The sequence below is a fragment of the Sphaerobacter thermophilus DSM 20745 genome, assembly GCF_000024985.1.
GTDB lineage: Bacteria > Chloroflexota > Chloroflexia > Thermomicrobiales > Thermomicrobiaceae > Sphaerobacter > Sphaerobacter thermophilus.
In genome coordinates this window covers 1,080,627-1,094,718 of record NC_013523.1, presented here as the reverse complement: position 1 = coordinate 1,094,718, position 14,092 = coordinate 1,080,627, and the positions used below count along the sequence as shown (strand labels likewise).

The following is a 14,092-nucleotide window of genomic DNA, read 5'->3' as shown; positions in this document are numbered from 1 at the left end:
CGCAACACGGAATACGCAGTACGCACTCCAGGTGACGGATGACGCATGACGTATTACGTCAAAGATATCGCTGGAACCACCCCAGGATGAACTGGAGGCGCTCCACCCGGTGCTTGGGCTTGCCGCTGCGCGAGAGGTTGTGGTTCTCATTCGGGAAGCGGACGAACTCCACCTCCCGCCCCAATATCTTCAGCGAGATGAACAACTGCTCGGCCTGGGCGATCGGGCAACGGTAGTCCTCCTCGCTGTGAATGATGAGCAGCGGCGTCTTCATGTTCTCGACGTAGGTGATCGGTGACAGGCGCACGTAGTTCTCGCGCACCTCCCACGGCACCCCGCCCCACTCGTAGGCGCCGAAGTTGAACCCGATGTCGCTGGTCCCGAAGAAGCTGTAGAGGTCGGAGACGCAGCGTTGGGTCACCGCGGCGTTGAAGCGGTCGGTGTGCCCAATCACCCAGTTGGTCATGTAGCCGCCGTAGGAACCACCGGTGACGCCCAGGCGGTTGGGATCGACGTAGCCCTGCTCGATGACATAGTCGACCGCCGCCATGAGGTCCGGCATGTCTTTCTCGCCCCAGGCCGCGCGGGTGTAGGAGGCGTACTCCGTGCCGTAGCCCTGGCTTCCCCGCGGGTTGGTGTACACCACGACGTACCCCTGGGCTGCCAGGAGCTGGAACTCGTGGAAGTAGTGGTTGGCGTACATCCCGTGCGGTCCGCCATGGATCTCCAGCACCAGCGGGTACTTCCGGCCCGGCTCAAAGCCGATCGGCTTCATCACCCAGCCGTGGATCTCCGCTCGATCATCCGCGTGGCTCGGGACCCGGAACTCCTCCGGCTGGCTGAGCGCGACCGAGCTGAAGAACTCCTCGTTGACCGCCGTCAGCCGCCGCTCGTCGGAGCCGTCCGCGCGGCAGACGTACACGTCGCACGGGTTGAGCGGGTCGCCCGCCACGAACGCGATACGACTGCCGTCCGGGCTGAGACTGAAATCGAGCACCCGCCGCTGGCCGCCGACGACGAGGGACGGATCACCGCCCCCGGCCGGCACGCGGTACACGTGCGTATTCCCGCTGTCGCTCACCTGGAAGTAGATCCAACCATCTGGGGTCCAGGCGAGGCCGGGGTTCGCTGACGCGAAGGTGTCGTTGATCCCGGCATCCCCAACCGTGCGCCCCAGGCCCTCGGTCAGGCACCGGGTCGCACCACCGTCAGCGACCCAGACGTGGGAGTCGATCGCACCGCCCGCCTCCGGCTGGCGATGCCCCGCGAAGGCAATCGCCGCGCCGTCGACCGACCACACCGGCCGGCCGAAGTAGGCGTCATCACCCGTCGCGATCGGCCGCGCCTCACCGCCGCGCGCGGGGACCGCCCAGATCTCGCTCACCGTGTTGTACTCTCGGTCTTCCGTGCGGTTCGAGACGAAGGCGATCTCGTGCCCGCCGGGCGACCACACGGGCCACGCGTCGTCGAAGTCACCCGATGTCACCTGCCATGGGTCACCGCCCGCGGCCGGGATGCACCAGATGTGCGAGCGCTTGTCGTCGAGGAAGCCGGAGACGCCGTCGGCGCGGAAGCGGATGCGGGTGATCCGCACCACGTCGCTCTTCTCCTCGTCTTCCTCATCCCCCTCACGCTTCTCGAGCTGAGCCGCCTCGGTCTTGCTGACCAGAGCAAGGGTCGAGCCGTCCGGCGACCAGGCAAAGTAGGTCACGCCTTCGGGCAGATCGGTTACCTGGGTCGCTTCGCCACCATCGACCGAGATCATCCAGACCTGTGACTTGCCCGTGCGGTTCGAGAGGAATGCGATCCGTGACCCGTCAGGCGACCAGCGCGGGAAACTATCCCGCGCGTCCGCTGATGTGAACCGACGCGGCGTACCCCCGTCGACCGGCACCACGAAGATCGACGACCGATAGTCGTTCTTCTCTTTGTCGAGGATCGTCTGCGTGTAGGCGACGTGCCGGCCATCGGGTGAGATCTGCGCGTCGCTGACCAGCGTGATGTTGTAGATGTCCTCCGGGGTCAGACGACGCTTCGCCCCCGTCGATGCACCCACGATCTTCCTCCTCCCTCTCGACGAACAACCGCCTGCGCATAGTAGCACAGGCGGTTTCTCGGTGCCCTGGTTGCGACATCCCCTCGGAGCTTGGGGGTGTTGATCCTCATCTCTGTGAGGGGCTCAGGCGCCGGAATCCTCCAGGCCGCGCATTCTGCGGGAGATGGCGCGCAGTTCCTCGAGGATCTCGGCCCGCTCCTCCTGGTACGTCTCCTCGTCGATCTCGCCCCTGGCCCGCTCCTCCTCAAGCCGGTTCAACTCCGCCGCCAGCTCCAGCCGCTCGGCCTCAAGCCCCTCAGGGTCGTCGGGGAGATCACGCGCGGCGTCCCCTGCCACGGCCGGTGCCGGCTGGCGGCGGCGACGGACAGCCTGGACCGTGAGCCCTCCGGCAACGGCCAGACCCACCACCGCGGCGATGCCCGCGTAGAGCGGCCCACGGTCGGAATCCGAAGAGCCCGGCCTCGGCAGGCCGTCCACCGTGACGGCGATCACGTCCCCGACCACCGGCTGCTCGGCCGAGATCACGCGGTACATGGTCCCGGCGATATTGGCCGTCCCGGCGTCCTGCATCGAGGGGGACGAGATGTTGTAGGTGTCGTTCTCAATCAGCACGCTGAGCCCGTCGGTCGGCTGGGCGGTCCCGATCTCCAGTGTCGCCTTTGTCCCCTCATAGGGTACGAGGTAGGCAAACATGGCGTCGTGGCTGCCGGGCGTGATGATACCCGTGGTGATCAGGTGGCCATCCTCGAACCGGAGCTGGCCGAAGTTGAAGCCGGACTGCGGCTGCTGAATGATCTGTGTCGCACCGGGAGGCAGCGGAATACGGAGCACTGTCCCGTCCTGGCCCACGTAGGCCCGATCGCTACTGTTGTCGAGCGAGATGATCTCGAAGATCTCGAGGGCACCCACCTCACTGTTGGCCCCGGCGATGATCACGCCACGTGAGGCGATCTCGATGACGCTCGGGTCATCCGTCGGCTCGTAGACGGTGAGGTCGGCGGTCGCCTGCGGCTCCTCGGTCAGCAGCAGCAGCGGACTAAAGTAGTCATAGCCCTGGTACGTGACTGCCGCGATAAAGCCCTCGCCCTCGTTCACCGGCAGGTTCTCGAAGCGGAAGGAACCATCCTCACCCGTCGTCGTCGTGTACTCGTCGGTTGGCTGCATCTCCTGGTAACGGGTGAGCTTCACTTCCAGGCCGCCCACGCTCCCGCCGCCGGGCGTGCCGTTCGTCACCGTGCCGGAAATGACCCCGTCGCCGGTCGCGGCGGGTGCAGCGGCAGGCGTGGCGGCGCCACCGGTTGTGTCTGGCGTGGCGTCTTCCGCGAGTGCCGTGAACGGGATCATCAAGGCGAGGGCGACGAGCAAGGTGACAAGAGACCGGCGCAGCGTCATGGACCTGGGACTCCTCCTCCAGGCGGGGCGTCGCGCCCCGACCAACTCCGCGCCGAAGTGTAGCAGATGATGTTCTGGCCGTCCGAGCGTCCCCGCCGCTGGACACAACCCTCACGGCCCTCTTCCACCGGAAAGAGCGCCAGAGCCACGATCCGACTCGAGCGACGCACGGTACGAGGCTGGTGCCCTCGATCAGGCCCGTACCTCGGCCGCGGCGTATGCGCGGTCGAGCAGCTCGACTAAGTGGAGCACGGGCCGCGCGTCACCGCGAGCCCGGAGCCCGCTCGTGAGCTGGAGCATGCAGCCGGGGTTCGCCGAGACGATCGCCTCAGCGCCGGTCGAGAGGGCATTGTCGAGTTTCCGAGCCAGCAGCTTGCTCGACATGTCGGGCTGGAGCAGGTTGTAGATCCCGGCACTACCGCAACAGAGGGATGACTCCGGCATCTCGACGACCCGGAGTTCCGGGATCGCCTTGAGCAACTGCCGTGGCTGCTTGGAGATCCGCTGCGCGTGGGCCAGGTGACACGGCTCCTGATAGGTGACAGTCATCGGGAGCGGCCCCGGTTCCGCGCTCAATCCCTTCGCCGCCAGGAACTCGGTCACGTCCTGCACGCGTTCGGCAAAGCGCGCCGCGCGGTCGGCGTACTCCGGGTCGTCCTTAAGCAGGTGCCCGTACTCCTTCATCGCCGCACCGCAGCCGGCAGCGTTGACGATGATCGCGTCCAGATACGGGGTGTCGAACGCGTCGATGTTCTTCCGCGCCAGCGCGCGACCGCCGTCCGGGTCACCCTGGTGAACGTGGAGCGCGCCGCAGCAGCCCTGTCCGTTGATCAGCGTCACCTCGAAACCGTTGCGCGTCAGCACGCGGATCGTCGCCTCGTGGATCTCGGCGTACGCGGTGCTCATGATGCAGCCGGTGAACAGGCCGACTCGCCCGCGCCACTCTCCCCGCGCCGGGATCGTCTCGCCCTTGGGCACGACGAAGCGGTCGCTCACCTGCGGCATCAACTCGTGGGCCTGATCGAGGCCGAGCACCTTGAGCACACCGCTACGCTTGGCGATGCGGGGCAGCGGTGAGCGCTGATACAGCCGCAGCCCTGCGCTCAGTGCCCGGAAGCGTCGCATGTCGGTGAAGATCCCGCCGAACACCACCTTGCGGAGCACCCGGGCCTTGGGAGTGCCCTTGCGCGCCTGCTCGATCTGCGCTCGCGACGCCTCGAGGATCTCGCCGTACTTCACGCCGGACGGACAGACCGCCTCACAGGCCCGGCAGTTGAGGCAGAGATACATCTCCTCCTCGAACAACGGGTCGAGCAGGTCCAGCCTTCCCTCGCTGACCTCTTTCATCAGCCAGATTCGGCCACGCGGTGATGAGCGCTCGCGCCGCGTGATCACGTACGTCGGACACGACGGGAGGCAGAGGCCGCAGTGGACGCACGAGCGAATCACCTCCGTGCTGGGGACATCGTGGCCCGCGAAACCGCGCAGCTCGCTCGCTGGTGCAGTGGTCGCCATAGTTCCGTTCCTTCGTCCCGTACGCCCGATCGGCTGGTGTCACAGGTGGCCGATGAACCGCCCCCGGTTCAACGTGCCTCGAGGGTCGAACTCGGCCTTCAGGGCACGCATCGTCTCGAAGCCGGCCGGCTTCCGGCCAAACACGTCGGTGTCCGACTTGATCCCGTGCGGGGCGGTCAGCAACGTCGCGTGCAAGCCGAGTTGAGCCAGCTCCTCCCACGCACGCCGCATCGCAGCCGGCTCGCCCATGGCCCGCACGTAACAGAGCCCGCTTCCCAGGTCCAACGTCAGCTCCGTGGCCAGGTCGAGTGCAGCCAGCTCGTTCGCCGCAGCCTCGGAAACGACCGAGAGCTGCGACGGGGCCGCGCCCACCCTCACGCCGATCGTGTCCGCGGCGGGCGCTGCGTCGAGCGCCAGTGCGATCCGCTGCCAGAGGCCGGTGGTTTCATCGTTCTCCACGATCTCCGCGGCTTCCGCACCGTTCCGGACCGCGGCCGCTATCCGCTCGGCCTGGCGCACCACTGCCACCGGCGGCGCCTCGCAGCGCAGGCAGAGCGACCAGCGCGCATCCGGCAACTCCGCCCGGCGCGTGGCTCCTTCATCCAGCACCACGATCGCCGTCGGGACGAGCTGCGACGTGCGCACCGCCTCGGCTGCCTCCACCGCGGCCGTCAGCGTGGGGAACCGAGCGACCACGCTGCGCTGCGCGCGCGGCCTGGGGATCACCTTCATGTTGACCTGGGTGATCACAGCCAGCGACCCGAGCGAGCCGTAGTAGAGCCGCATCATGTCGAAGCCCGACACGTTCTTCACCACCATGCCGCCGCCCTTGGCGATCCTGCCGTCCGGCAGCACAACGGTGATGCCGATCAGGAGGTCGCGCAACGAGCCGTAGCCGAAGCGGCGAGGGCCGGCGAGCCCGGCCGCCACAACGCCGCCGATCGTCGCGCTTTCCGGTCGGGCCACGTCGATCGGAAGCACCTGCCCATGCTCAGCCAGGTGCCGATCCAGCTCGGCGATCGTGCAGCCCGCCCGCACCGAGATTGTCAGGTCGTCCGGCTCGTGGTGCGCCACGCCGTCCAGGGCTCGCAGGTCGAGGGCAACGTCGTAGCTGGCCGGGAGGTTGCCCAGCCCCATGTGCGAGCCACCGCCCCAGGGGATCACCCCGAGCCCTGCGTCGTTGGCAGCCGCCAGGCAGGCGCTCACCTCCTCGACCGTCGTCGGGGCGAGCGCCACCGCCGGGACCACACCATCCACCGCATAATCCTGAGGGTCACGGCGCGCTATCTCCGCCGGGAGCGCGTCGAGGTTCTGCACGTCACGCTCCTGCTCAGACGACATCTTCCAGCCCCAGTCCACCGGCCACCGGGACGCCGGATTCCTTGATCGCCGCCACTTCACCGCAGGAGAAGGAGGTCGGGAAGACCTTCTCCGGGTTGAAGTACTCCAGCGGGTCGAAGCTGCGCTTCAGCCCTGCCATTGCCGCCAGATCGTCCGGAGAGAAGATCAGTGTCAGATAATCCTTCTTCTCGAGCCCGATCCCGTGCTCGCCGGAGACGGTACCGCCGCGCTCAACACAGTACTGCAGCAGGTCCGTCCCGGCGTTGAGTACCCGCTCGATCGCCCCCTTCTCATAGCGGTCGAACAGGATGAGCGGGTGGAGATTGCCGTCCCCCGCGTGGAACACATTGGCGATCCGCAGCCGGTACTCACGGCTCAGTTCACCCACGAACGCCAGCGTCTCGGGCAACTTGGTCCGGGGCACGGTCGCGTCCTGGAGGTAGTAATTCGGGGTGAGCCGGCCCATGGCGCCGAAGGCCGCCTTGCGCGCGAACCACAGTGCCTCGCGCTCCTCGGCCGACTCCGCCACCCGCACCTCCATGGCGTCGTGCTGGCGGCAGATGTCGGCAATGGCGTTGGAACTCTCGGCGACCGCCTCCTGAAGCCCGTCGATCTCCACGAGCAGGACCGCCCCCGCGTCCGTCGGGTACCCGGCGTGGAACGCCGCTTCCACCGCCTGGATCGAGAGTTGGTCCATCATCTCCAGCGCCGCGGGCAGGACACCCGCCGCGACGATGGACGAAACCGCGTTCGATGCCGTATCGATAGTCGGGAACGGGGCCAGGAGCACGCTGACGGCCTCCGGGTTGCGCGTCAGGCGCACCATCACCTTGGTTACGATCCCCAGCGTCCCTTCGGAGCCGACCAGCGCTCCCGTGAGGTCAAACCCGGGCGACTCCGGCGCAGGACCGCCCGTCCAGATCACCTCCCCGCTCGGCAGCACCACTTCCAGGCCCAGGATATGGTTCGAGGTCACTCCGTATTTCAGGCAGTGCGGTCCACCGGAGTTGTTGGCGACGTTGCCGCCGATGGTGCAGGCACGCTGCGACGAGGGATCGGGCGCGAAGAAGTAGCCGCGCGGCGTCGTCGTGTTCGACAGTTCGAGGTTGATCACGCCCGGCTCGACGATGGCATAGCGGTCGCGCTCGTTGATCTCGATGATACGGTTCATCCGGGTCATGACGACCATGATCCCGCCGCGCGCGGCGATGGCTCCGCCCGCAAGACCGGTCCCGGCCCCACGCGGGGTGACCGGCAGGCCGTACTCCCGCGCCAGGCGGACGACCTCCGCAACCTGCGCCGTCGACTCCGGCAGCACCACGAAGTCCGGGCGGTGGCGTCCGGCGATGGCCTCATCCGACGCATCGTATTCGTAGACAAGCAGATCGGTCGGATCGGCGATCACACCACTCGCGCCGACGACCGCTTCCAGTCGTTCGCGCAGAGCCGCCCTATCCATAGCCCACACTCCTCTGGTGATGACACTCGCTAGTGTCAGTATGCCGGACCGCTGAGGGTACCGCAACCACGGTAGCGGAGCGACTCTGCCTTCGCTGGCAGCCATCTCGGCTTACCGCATTCGTACGCGGTCATTCAGGGAGAGCTGTGGCATAATCCGGTGAAGGACGCAGCGAGAGGAGAGATACGCCATGGCCGAACCGAACTACTGGATCATCGTCGGGTCCCCGGAGAACTTCGAAACTACGCGGGCGCACGGGTTCACTATCCAGGGAATTAAGAGCCGCCACCGTAAGAAGGCCGAGCAGATGCGCCCGGGCGACAAGTTCATCTACTACGTCACCGGCGTCAAGGCGTTCGCCGCGATCGCCACCGTGACCTCGGAGTACTTCGAAGATCACACGATCATCTGGAAGAGCAGCAACCCGAAGAAGAAGGACGAGGACTACCCCTATCGCGTGAAGATCGAGCCGGACATCGTCCTCCCCGAGGGCCAGTATCTTCCGGCAGAGGAGATTGCCCGCGGCATGGAGCACGTCCAGAAGTGGCCGGCCGAGAACTGGACGCTCGCTTTCCAGGGCAACGTGCACAAGATAAACCAGCACGACTACGACCTCGTCCGCGCTGCGCTGGCTGAGGCCGCCGCCACTGCCGCCGCGGCGGACTGAGAAATCCCGAGGTGCAAAAGACCACAGGGCGCGGTTCCTCCCGGCCGCGCCCTGTGTTCGTCGGCACGCTCATTTCCCACCAGGGAACTATCTCGCTTCGTCAATCCCGGCGATACTTGCCCCGCACCGACTTCGCCGCCCACGTCACCGTGCTCGGCGCCGGCAAGTACGGCGTTGAGAACCTGGCCAAGCTCGGTACAATCCCGCCGAAGGGCGTGACCATCGTGGTCGGCGCGCCCAAGCATGCCGGAGCTTCCGGCGGCCCGACCTACGTCTTCGCGATCTATCCGGGAAGGGATCAGGTCCAGAGGGCATCCACCGGAGCGAGAGGAGATTCCATGGGTTACTGTCCGCGCTGCGGCGAGAACTCGGCCTTCGGAGCGACGGAACCAGGGAAGCGCGACCTGCGCCCCAGGGCGCTGCGCATCCCTGCAGGCTCGCGCATCGTCGACCTTCCGTCCGATCTGCAAGACGGGGAGGTCATTCAGTACGGCGGCAGCCGCTTCCGAGTCCGCCGCGACGGAAACGACTACCTCATGGAGATCGCGGAGTAGCGCCTGCTGCCACTCATTCCGGCCGAAGAGGCGGCGAGCCGGGCGCCGACGACGCCACACCCGGACAAGATCAGGGACCTCGCGCGGGTCACCGCCCCAGCGGGAGGTCCCTTGCTTCTGCATCAGAGGACGCGACAGCGGCGACGCCCCAGGGGGAAGCGCCCATTGCGCGACCTTAGCGCGCGATGGCGATGTCCAAGCTCCCGTTGCTCAGGCCCGGAAACGACGAAGGCCGGGCACTAGGCCCGGCCTTTACTCGGTGGAGATGGGGGGAATCGAACCCCCGTCCAGAACCTTCAGCCGAAGATCTACTACAAGCTTAGTCGGTGTTTTGGATCCCGCGCCGAACCCCCACCGACAGGGTTTCGTCGCGGTAGTCGGATGGTCTTATGCTGATCCTATCCGACGCTCGGACCAGCAGCACCCCGGCCTTGTGGCGCCCACTCCCAACCCGCCGGGGTGGGGTCAGGGTGGACGTCGCCGCTAGTTATTAAGCGGCGAGAGCGTAAGACTCGTTGCCGTTTATGGCTTTGCCCCTTTTTACGAGTCCCGGGGCGACCTCGGCTTGCAATCTTCGCGCCTACGGCCCTGTCGAAACCAGACATCCCCGTAAGTGCGCGGGAAAGTATACCACGCGGGCTAACGCTGCCGCAACGCGCGCTCCATCTCCCGACGCGCATCCCGCTCGGCCAGCGCCGCACGCTTGTCGTACGACTTCTTACCGCGGGCCACGCCGATGTCCACCTTCGCCAGCCCCTTGCGCAACACCAGCCGCAAGGGCACCAGCGTGTACCCCTTCGCCTCGACGCGGTTCCGCAGGTAGTTCAGCTCGTGGCGATGCACCAGCAGCTTGCGCGGGCGGTCCGGGTCGTGCTGGAAGTAGCCGCCGGCATGCTCGTACGGCGAGATGTGCATCCCGATCAGCCACAGCTCGCCGTTCTCGATCCGCGCGTAGGCGTCGCGCAGGTTCACCCGCCCGGCTCGGATCGACTTGATCTCCGTGCCGGTCAGAGCGATGCCCGCCTCGAGCTCCTCTTCGATGTGGTAGTCGTGAAACGCCTTCCGGTTCGTGGTGACGACCTTCTCGCCCCCACTCGCCGCCGGCGCCTTCACCTTCGCCATAGCGTCTCAGTCTACCATCGCGGCGCCCATTCTCCCAGGTTTGACGCCTATTTGCCGCCCCATACGGCCGCTCCGTACAATCTCCAGCATGGACGACGCGTACGCGGCTATCGCACCCTTCTACGACCTGGAGTTCGGCGAGTTCGACGCCGATGTGGACCTCTATCTGGGCTACGCGGACTACGTCGGATCCCCCGTGCTCGAACTCGGCTGCGGCACCGGTCGCCTCCTCCTCCCGCTCGCCAGGGCGGGACTCCAGGTCCACGGCATCGACAGTTCCCCGGCGATGATCGCCCGGGCCCAGGCGCGACTGGAGGATGCCGGAGTCTCCGACGTCGAGCTGCGCACCGGCGACATGACCGACCTCAGCGCCTACCCGGACGCCCATTTCCGCATGGTCTTCGCCGCGATCAACTCATTCCTCCACCTCGAGACCCGCGAGCGGCAGCTGACCGCGCTCACGGAGGTGCGCCGGGTGCTCCACCCGGACGGCATCATGATCCTCGACATCTTTCACCCCACACCGGCCGTACTCCACGCCATGGACGAGGCCCTGCGGGTGGACGGCCAGTGGCCTCTGCCCACCGGCGGGCGGGTCGACCGGTTCAGCATGCGCCGCGTCTACCCCGCCGAGCAGCGGATCGAGACGACGCTCTACTACGACCACACCGAGCCCGGCGGTTCGGTCCGCCGTACCGTCACCAGCTACACCATGCGCTACATCCACCGCTTCGAGATGGAGGGACTGCTCGATCAGGCCGGCTTCGTGCTGGAAGGGGTCTACGGCTCGTACGAACTCGACCCGCTCGAAGACGACTCCGCGATCATGCTCTTCGTCGCCCACCGCCGGGCGTGAGACGCCCCTTTGCTATAATCGGCCCGCCGCGCAGCCCTGCGGGCAATCCCCGCGCGGCATCGATTGCGATACCTGAGGAGAGGGAGGACCGGGCGTGATCCACGGCGTCGAGGTCAAGCGGCTCATCACGCATGTAGACGAGCGCGGGGCGTTGACCGAGTTGATCCGCCGCGACGACCCGTTCTTCGAGCAGTTCGGCCAGTGCTATGTCTCGGTGAGCTACCCGGGCGTGATCCGCGGTTGGCACTACCACAAGAAGCAGACCGACTACTTCACCTGCGTCAAGGGGATGATCAAGGTCCCGCTCTACGACATCCGTGAGGACTCGCCCACCTACGGCGAGTTGAACGAGTTCTTCATCGGCGACGACAACCGCATCGTCGTGAAGATCCCGGCCGGGGTGCTCCACGGCTTCAAGAACATCGGCCACGAGCCGTGCTACCTGCTCAACTTCCCGACCGAGCCGTACAACCCGGACGACCCGGACGAATACCGGATTCCCTGGAACTCGCCCGACATCCCGTACAACTGGGATATCCAGTTCAAGTAGATCGGACCGCGAGCGTGGCGCAGTCGCCCCGGTACCCCGACGAGATCGAGATCCAGCCGGTCCGCGCACCGGTCGATGTGGAGGTCGCGGTGCCTGGGTCGAAGAGCGACACCAACCGCGCGCTCCCGATCGCCGCCCTTGCGGACGGCACCTCGGTCATCCGCGGCGCGCTCTTCAGCAACGACACGCATTACATGGCCGCAGCGCTCAACGCGCTCGGGATCCACGTCACCGCTTCTAGGGAGGACCGAACCTTCACGGTTGCCGGCGCTGGAGGCTCGATCCCCGCGCGGTCGGCGTCGCTCGTTATCGGCAACTCGGGGACGACCGCCCGCTTCCTGACCGCGCTCCTTGCGCTGGGCCGCGGCGAGTACGTCCTCGACGGCGTCGAACGGATGCGCCAGCGCCCCATCCAGCCGCTCCTCAACGCGCTCCAGCAACTCGGCGTCGACGCCGTTTCGATCCACGGCACCGGCTGCCCGCCGGTCCGTATCCGCGCGAACGGCCTGCGCGGCGGCCACACACGGCTCGACGGCCGCGAGAGCAGTCAGTTCCTCAGCGCGCTCCTCATGGTCGGCCCCTGCACCCCAGACGGCCTGACCATCGACATTGAGGGTGATCTCGTATCGAAGCCCTACGTCGACCTCACAGCGTCGACCATGGCCGCCTTCGGTGCGACCCTGACCAACGAGCGTTACCGCCGCTTCGTCGTGCCTGGTGAACAGCGCTACCGGGCCACCGAGTATCAGGTCGAACCGGACGCTTCTGCGGCCTCCTACTTCTTCGCCCTCGCGGCCGTCACGGGAGGACGCGTGCGCGTGCCCGGCCTCGGGAGCCGGTCACTGCAGGGTGACCTGCGCTTTGTCGAGGTCCTGGAGCGGATGGGCTGCACCGTCGAGATGACCGCCGACGCCACTGAGGTGCGCGGCCCGGAGCGCCTCGCAGGCATTGACGTGGACATGAACGCCATCTCGGACACGGCCCAGACGCTCGCCGCCATCGCGCCGCTCGCGTCGGGGCCGGTCGCCATCCGCAACGTGGCGCACATCCGCGCCAAGGAGACCGACCGGATTTCCGCCGTCGTTACCGAGCTGCGCCGCCTGGGAGTTCGTGTCGAGGAGATGCCGGACGGCCTCGTGGTCTACCCCAGCCCCGTCCGGCCGGGTCGCGTAGAGACGTACGACGACCACCGCATGGCCATGAGCTTCGCCATCCTGGGCTGCGCCACCCCCGGCATCCGCATCGCCGACCCCGGGTGCGTCGCCAAGACGTTCCCCGAATTCTGGGATACGCTCGCCGCTGCCACGGCCGGAGTGAGGTAGTCAGTCATACGTGATGCGTCATGCGTCATCCGTCCCCCTCACCCCCGACCCCTCTCGAACGGAGCCCACCAGGGGACAGGGGGGTGGGACGGAGCACGGAACACGCAACACGTACTACGCAGTGCGCACTACGCAATACGGATGACGCATGACGCATCACGCGTGACGCATCACACCCGCGCCATTCGGTTCCACAGGTACAGATCGGCCAGGACTAGGCACATCATCGCCTCGGCCACCGGCACGACGCGCGGGCAGATCGACGGATCGTGGCGCCCCTCGACGAGGATCTCGCGCTCGTTCCCGTGGATGTCGACCGTGCGCTGCGGCTGGGAGACGGAGGAGGTCGGCTTCACGGCGAGGCGAACGACGATCTGCTCACCGTTGGAGATCCCGCCGAGCATGCCGCCCGCGTGGTTCGAGTAGGTGCGTACCCGACCGTTCTCCATGTAGAACTCGTCGTTGTGCTGCTTACCGGTCAGGAGGAAGGCACCGAACCCCTCGCCGATCTCGACGCCCTTGACCGCCGGGATACTGAACATCGCCTGCCCGAGCAGCGCGTCGAGTTTGTCAGCCGTGGGCTCACCCAGCCCGGGCGGCACGTTGTCCGCACGCACCTCCACCAGTCCGCCGAGACTGTCTTTCGCCTCCTTGGCCTCGAGGATGGCCTGCACCATCTTCTCCGCGGCGACCGGGTCGGGGCAACGTACCGGGTTTCGGTCGATTTCGTCCCGGTCGAAGGTCTCCATCTGGATCGTGTGCAGTTGCCGCACGAAGCCGTACACCTCGACCCCGATGGTGCGCAGGAGGGCCCGCGCGACAGCACCGGCCGCCACGCGGCCCCACGTTTCCCGCGCGCTCGAGCGCCCACCGCCGCGGTGGTCGCGGTGGCCGTACTTTGCCCAGTAGGTGTAGTCGGCGTGCCCCGGACGGAAGAGGTCCCGGATCGCGTCGTACTTGCTCGAGTCCGCGTCGGCGTTGTAGGTGATGAGCGAGATCGGCGCCCCGGTCGTGCGCCCCTCGAAGACGCCGGAGAGGATCTGCACCCGATCCTTTTCCTGCCGAGGCGAGGTCACCTTGCTCTGCCCGACCCGGCGGCGATCCAGATCGCGCTGGATCAGCTCCTCGCTAATCTCCAACCCCGCCGGGCACCCGTCGATCACCGCGCCGAGCGCCGGTCCGTGCGACTCACCCCAGGTGGTGACCCGGAACATGCGGCCATACGTGCTCGCCATCCTGCCCTCTCCCCCTCACCGGT

Annotated in this window: 11 protein-coding genes, 1 other RNA gene and 1 pseudogene; 5 read left to right on the top strand and 8 right to left on the bottom strand. The window is 66.9% G+C overall.

What is annotated here, in order from left to right; genetic code table 11:
- Positions 1 to 58: 58 nt before the first annotated feature.
- The 5 genes from STHE_RS04965 to STHE_RS04945 form a co-directional block, all read right to left on the bottom strand.
- Positions 59 to 2,056: a S9 family peptidase gene (locus STHE_RS04965; RefSeq protein WP_012871472.1), complete on the bottom strand. Its 1,998-nt coding sequence runs from the start codon at positions 2,054 to 2,056 to the stop codon at positions 59 to 61.
- A gap of 123 nt (positions 2,057 to 2,179) precedes the next feature.
- On the bottom strand, positions 2,180 to 3,448 hold the full coding sequence (locus tag STHE_RS04960) for an SHOCT domain-containing protein (protein WP_012871471.1): 1,269 nt from the start codon (positions 3,446 to 3,448) through the stop codon (positions 2,180 to 2,182).
- A gap of 192 nt (positions 3,449 to 3,640) precedes the next feature.
- A complete protein-coding gene (locus STHE_RS04955) occupies positions 3,641 to 4,963 on the bottom strand; it encodes a (Fe-S)-binding protein (RefSeq protein ID WP_012871470.1) in 1,323 nt (440 codons plus the stop codon).
- Between the two features lie 39 nt (positions 4,964 to 5,002).
- Entirely contained in the window at positions 5,003 to 6,280 is a 1,278-nt protein-coding gene (locus STHE_RS04950) for an FAD-binding oxidoreductase (RefSeq protein ID WP_012871469.1), read from the bottom strand.
- Between the two features lie 13 nt (positions 6,281 to 6,293).
- On the bottom strand, positions 6,294 to 7,763 hold the full coding sequence (locus tag STHE_RS04945) for an FAD-binding oxidoreductase (RefSeq protein WP_012871468.1): 1,470 nt from the start codon (positions 7,761 to 7,763) through the stop codon (positions 6,294 to 6,296).
- Positions 7,764 to 7,953: 190 nt separating this feature from the next.
- On the opposite strand from STHE_RS04945, the gene STHE_RS04940 reads away from it, so the two are divergent.
- On the top strand, positions 7,954 to 8,430 hold the full coding sequence (locus STHE_RS04940; RefSeq protein WP_012871467.1) for an EVE domain-containing protein: 477 nt from the start codon (positions 7,954 to 7,956) through the stop codon (positions 8,428 to 8,430).
- Between the two features lie 119 nt (positions 8,431 to 8,549).
- Positions 8,550 to 8,717, top strand: a pseudogene (locus tag STHE_RS19650) (cyclase family protein); the annotation flags it as partial.
- Positions 8,718 to 9,241: 524 nt separating this feature from the next.
- Here the strand turns inward: STHE_RS19650 and ssrA are convergent.
- Positions 9,242 to 9,593: a transfer-messenger RNA gene (gene ssrA / locus STHE_RS18430) on the bottom strand.
- Positions 9,594 to 9,623: 30 nt separating this feature from the next.
- Positions 9,624 to 10,106 carry an SsrA-binding protein SmpB gene (gene smpB / locus STHE_RS04930; protein WP_012871465.1) on the bottom strand — a complete coding sequence of 161 codons (483 nt, stop codon included), beginning with the start codon at positions 10,104 to 10,106 and terminating at the stop codon, positions 9,624 to 9,626.
- A gap of 88 nt (positions 10,107 to 10,194) precedes the next feature.
- Here smpB and STHE_RS04925 point away from each other — a divergent pair, with 88 nt between their 5' ends.
- The 3 genes from STHE_RS04925 to aroA all read left to right on the top strand — a co-directional run bounded on the left by STHE_RS04925 (position 10,195) and on the right by aroA (position 12,834).
- Positions 10,195 to 10,962 (top strand): class I SAM-dependent methyltransferase, encoded by a 768-nt coding sequence (locus STHE_RS04925; RefSeq protein WP_012871464.1) that lies wholly within the window; start codon positions 10,195 to 10,197, stop codon positions 10,960 to 10,962.
- Between the two features lie 94 nt (positions 10,963 to 11,056).
- A complete protein-coding gene (locus tag STHE_RS04920) occupies positions 11,057 to 11,512 on the top strand; it encodes a dTDP-4-dehydrorhamnose 3,5-epimerase family protein (protein WP_012871463.1) in 456 nt (151 codons plus the stop codon).
- Between the two features lie 14 nt (positions 11,513 to 11,526).
- Positions 11,527 to 12,834, top strand: coding sequence for a 3-phosphoshikimate 1-carboxyvinyltransferase (gene aroA, locus STHE_RS04915; RefSeq protein ID WP_012871462.1), 1,308 nt, complete (start codon positions 11,527 to 11,529; stop codon positions 12,832 to 12,834).
- 170 nt (positions 12,835 to 13,004) lie between these two features.
- On the opposite strand, the gene aroC is transcribed toward aroA, so the two are convergent.
- Entirely contained in the window at positions 13,005 to 14,069 is a 1,065-nt protein-coding gene (gene aroC, locus STHE_RS04910; protein WP_012871461.1) for a chorismate synthase, read from the bottom strand.
- Positions 14,070 to 14,092: the final 23 nt, after the last annotated feature.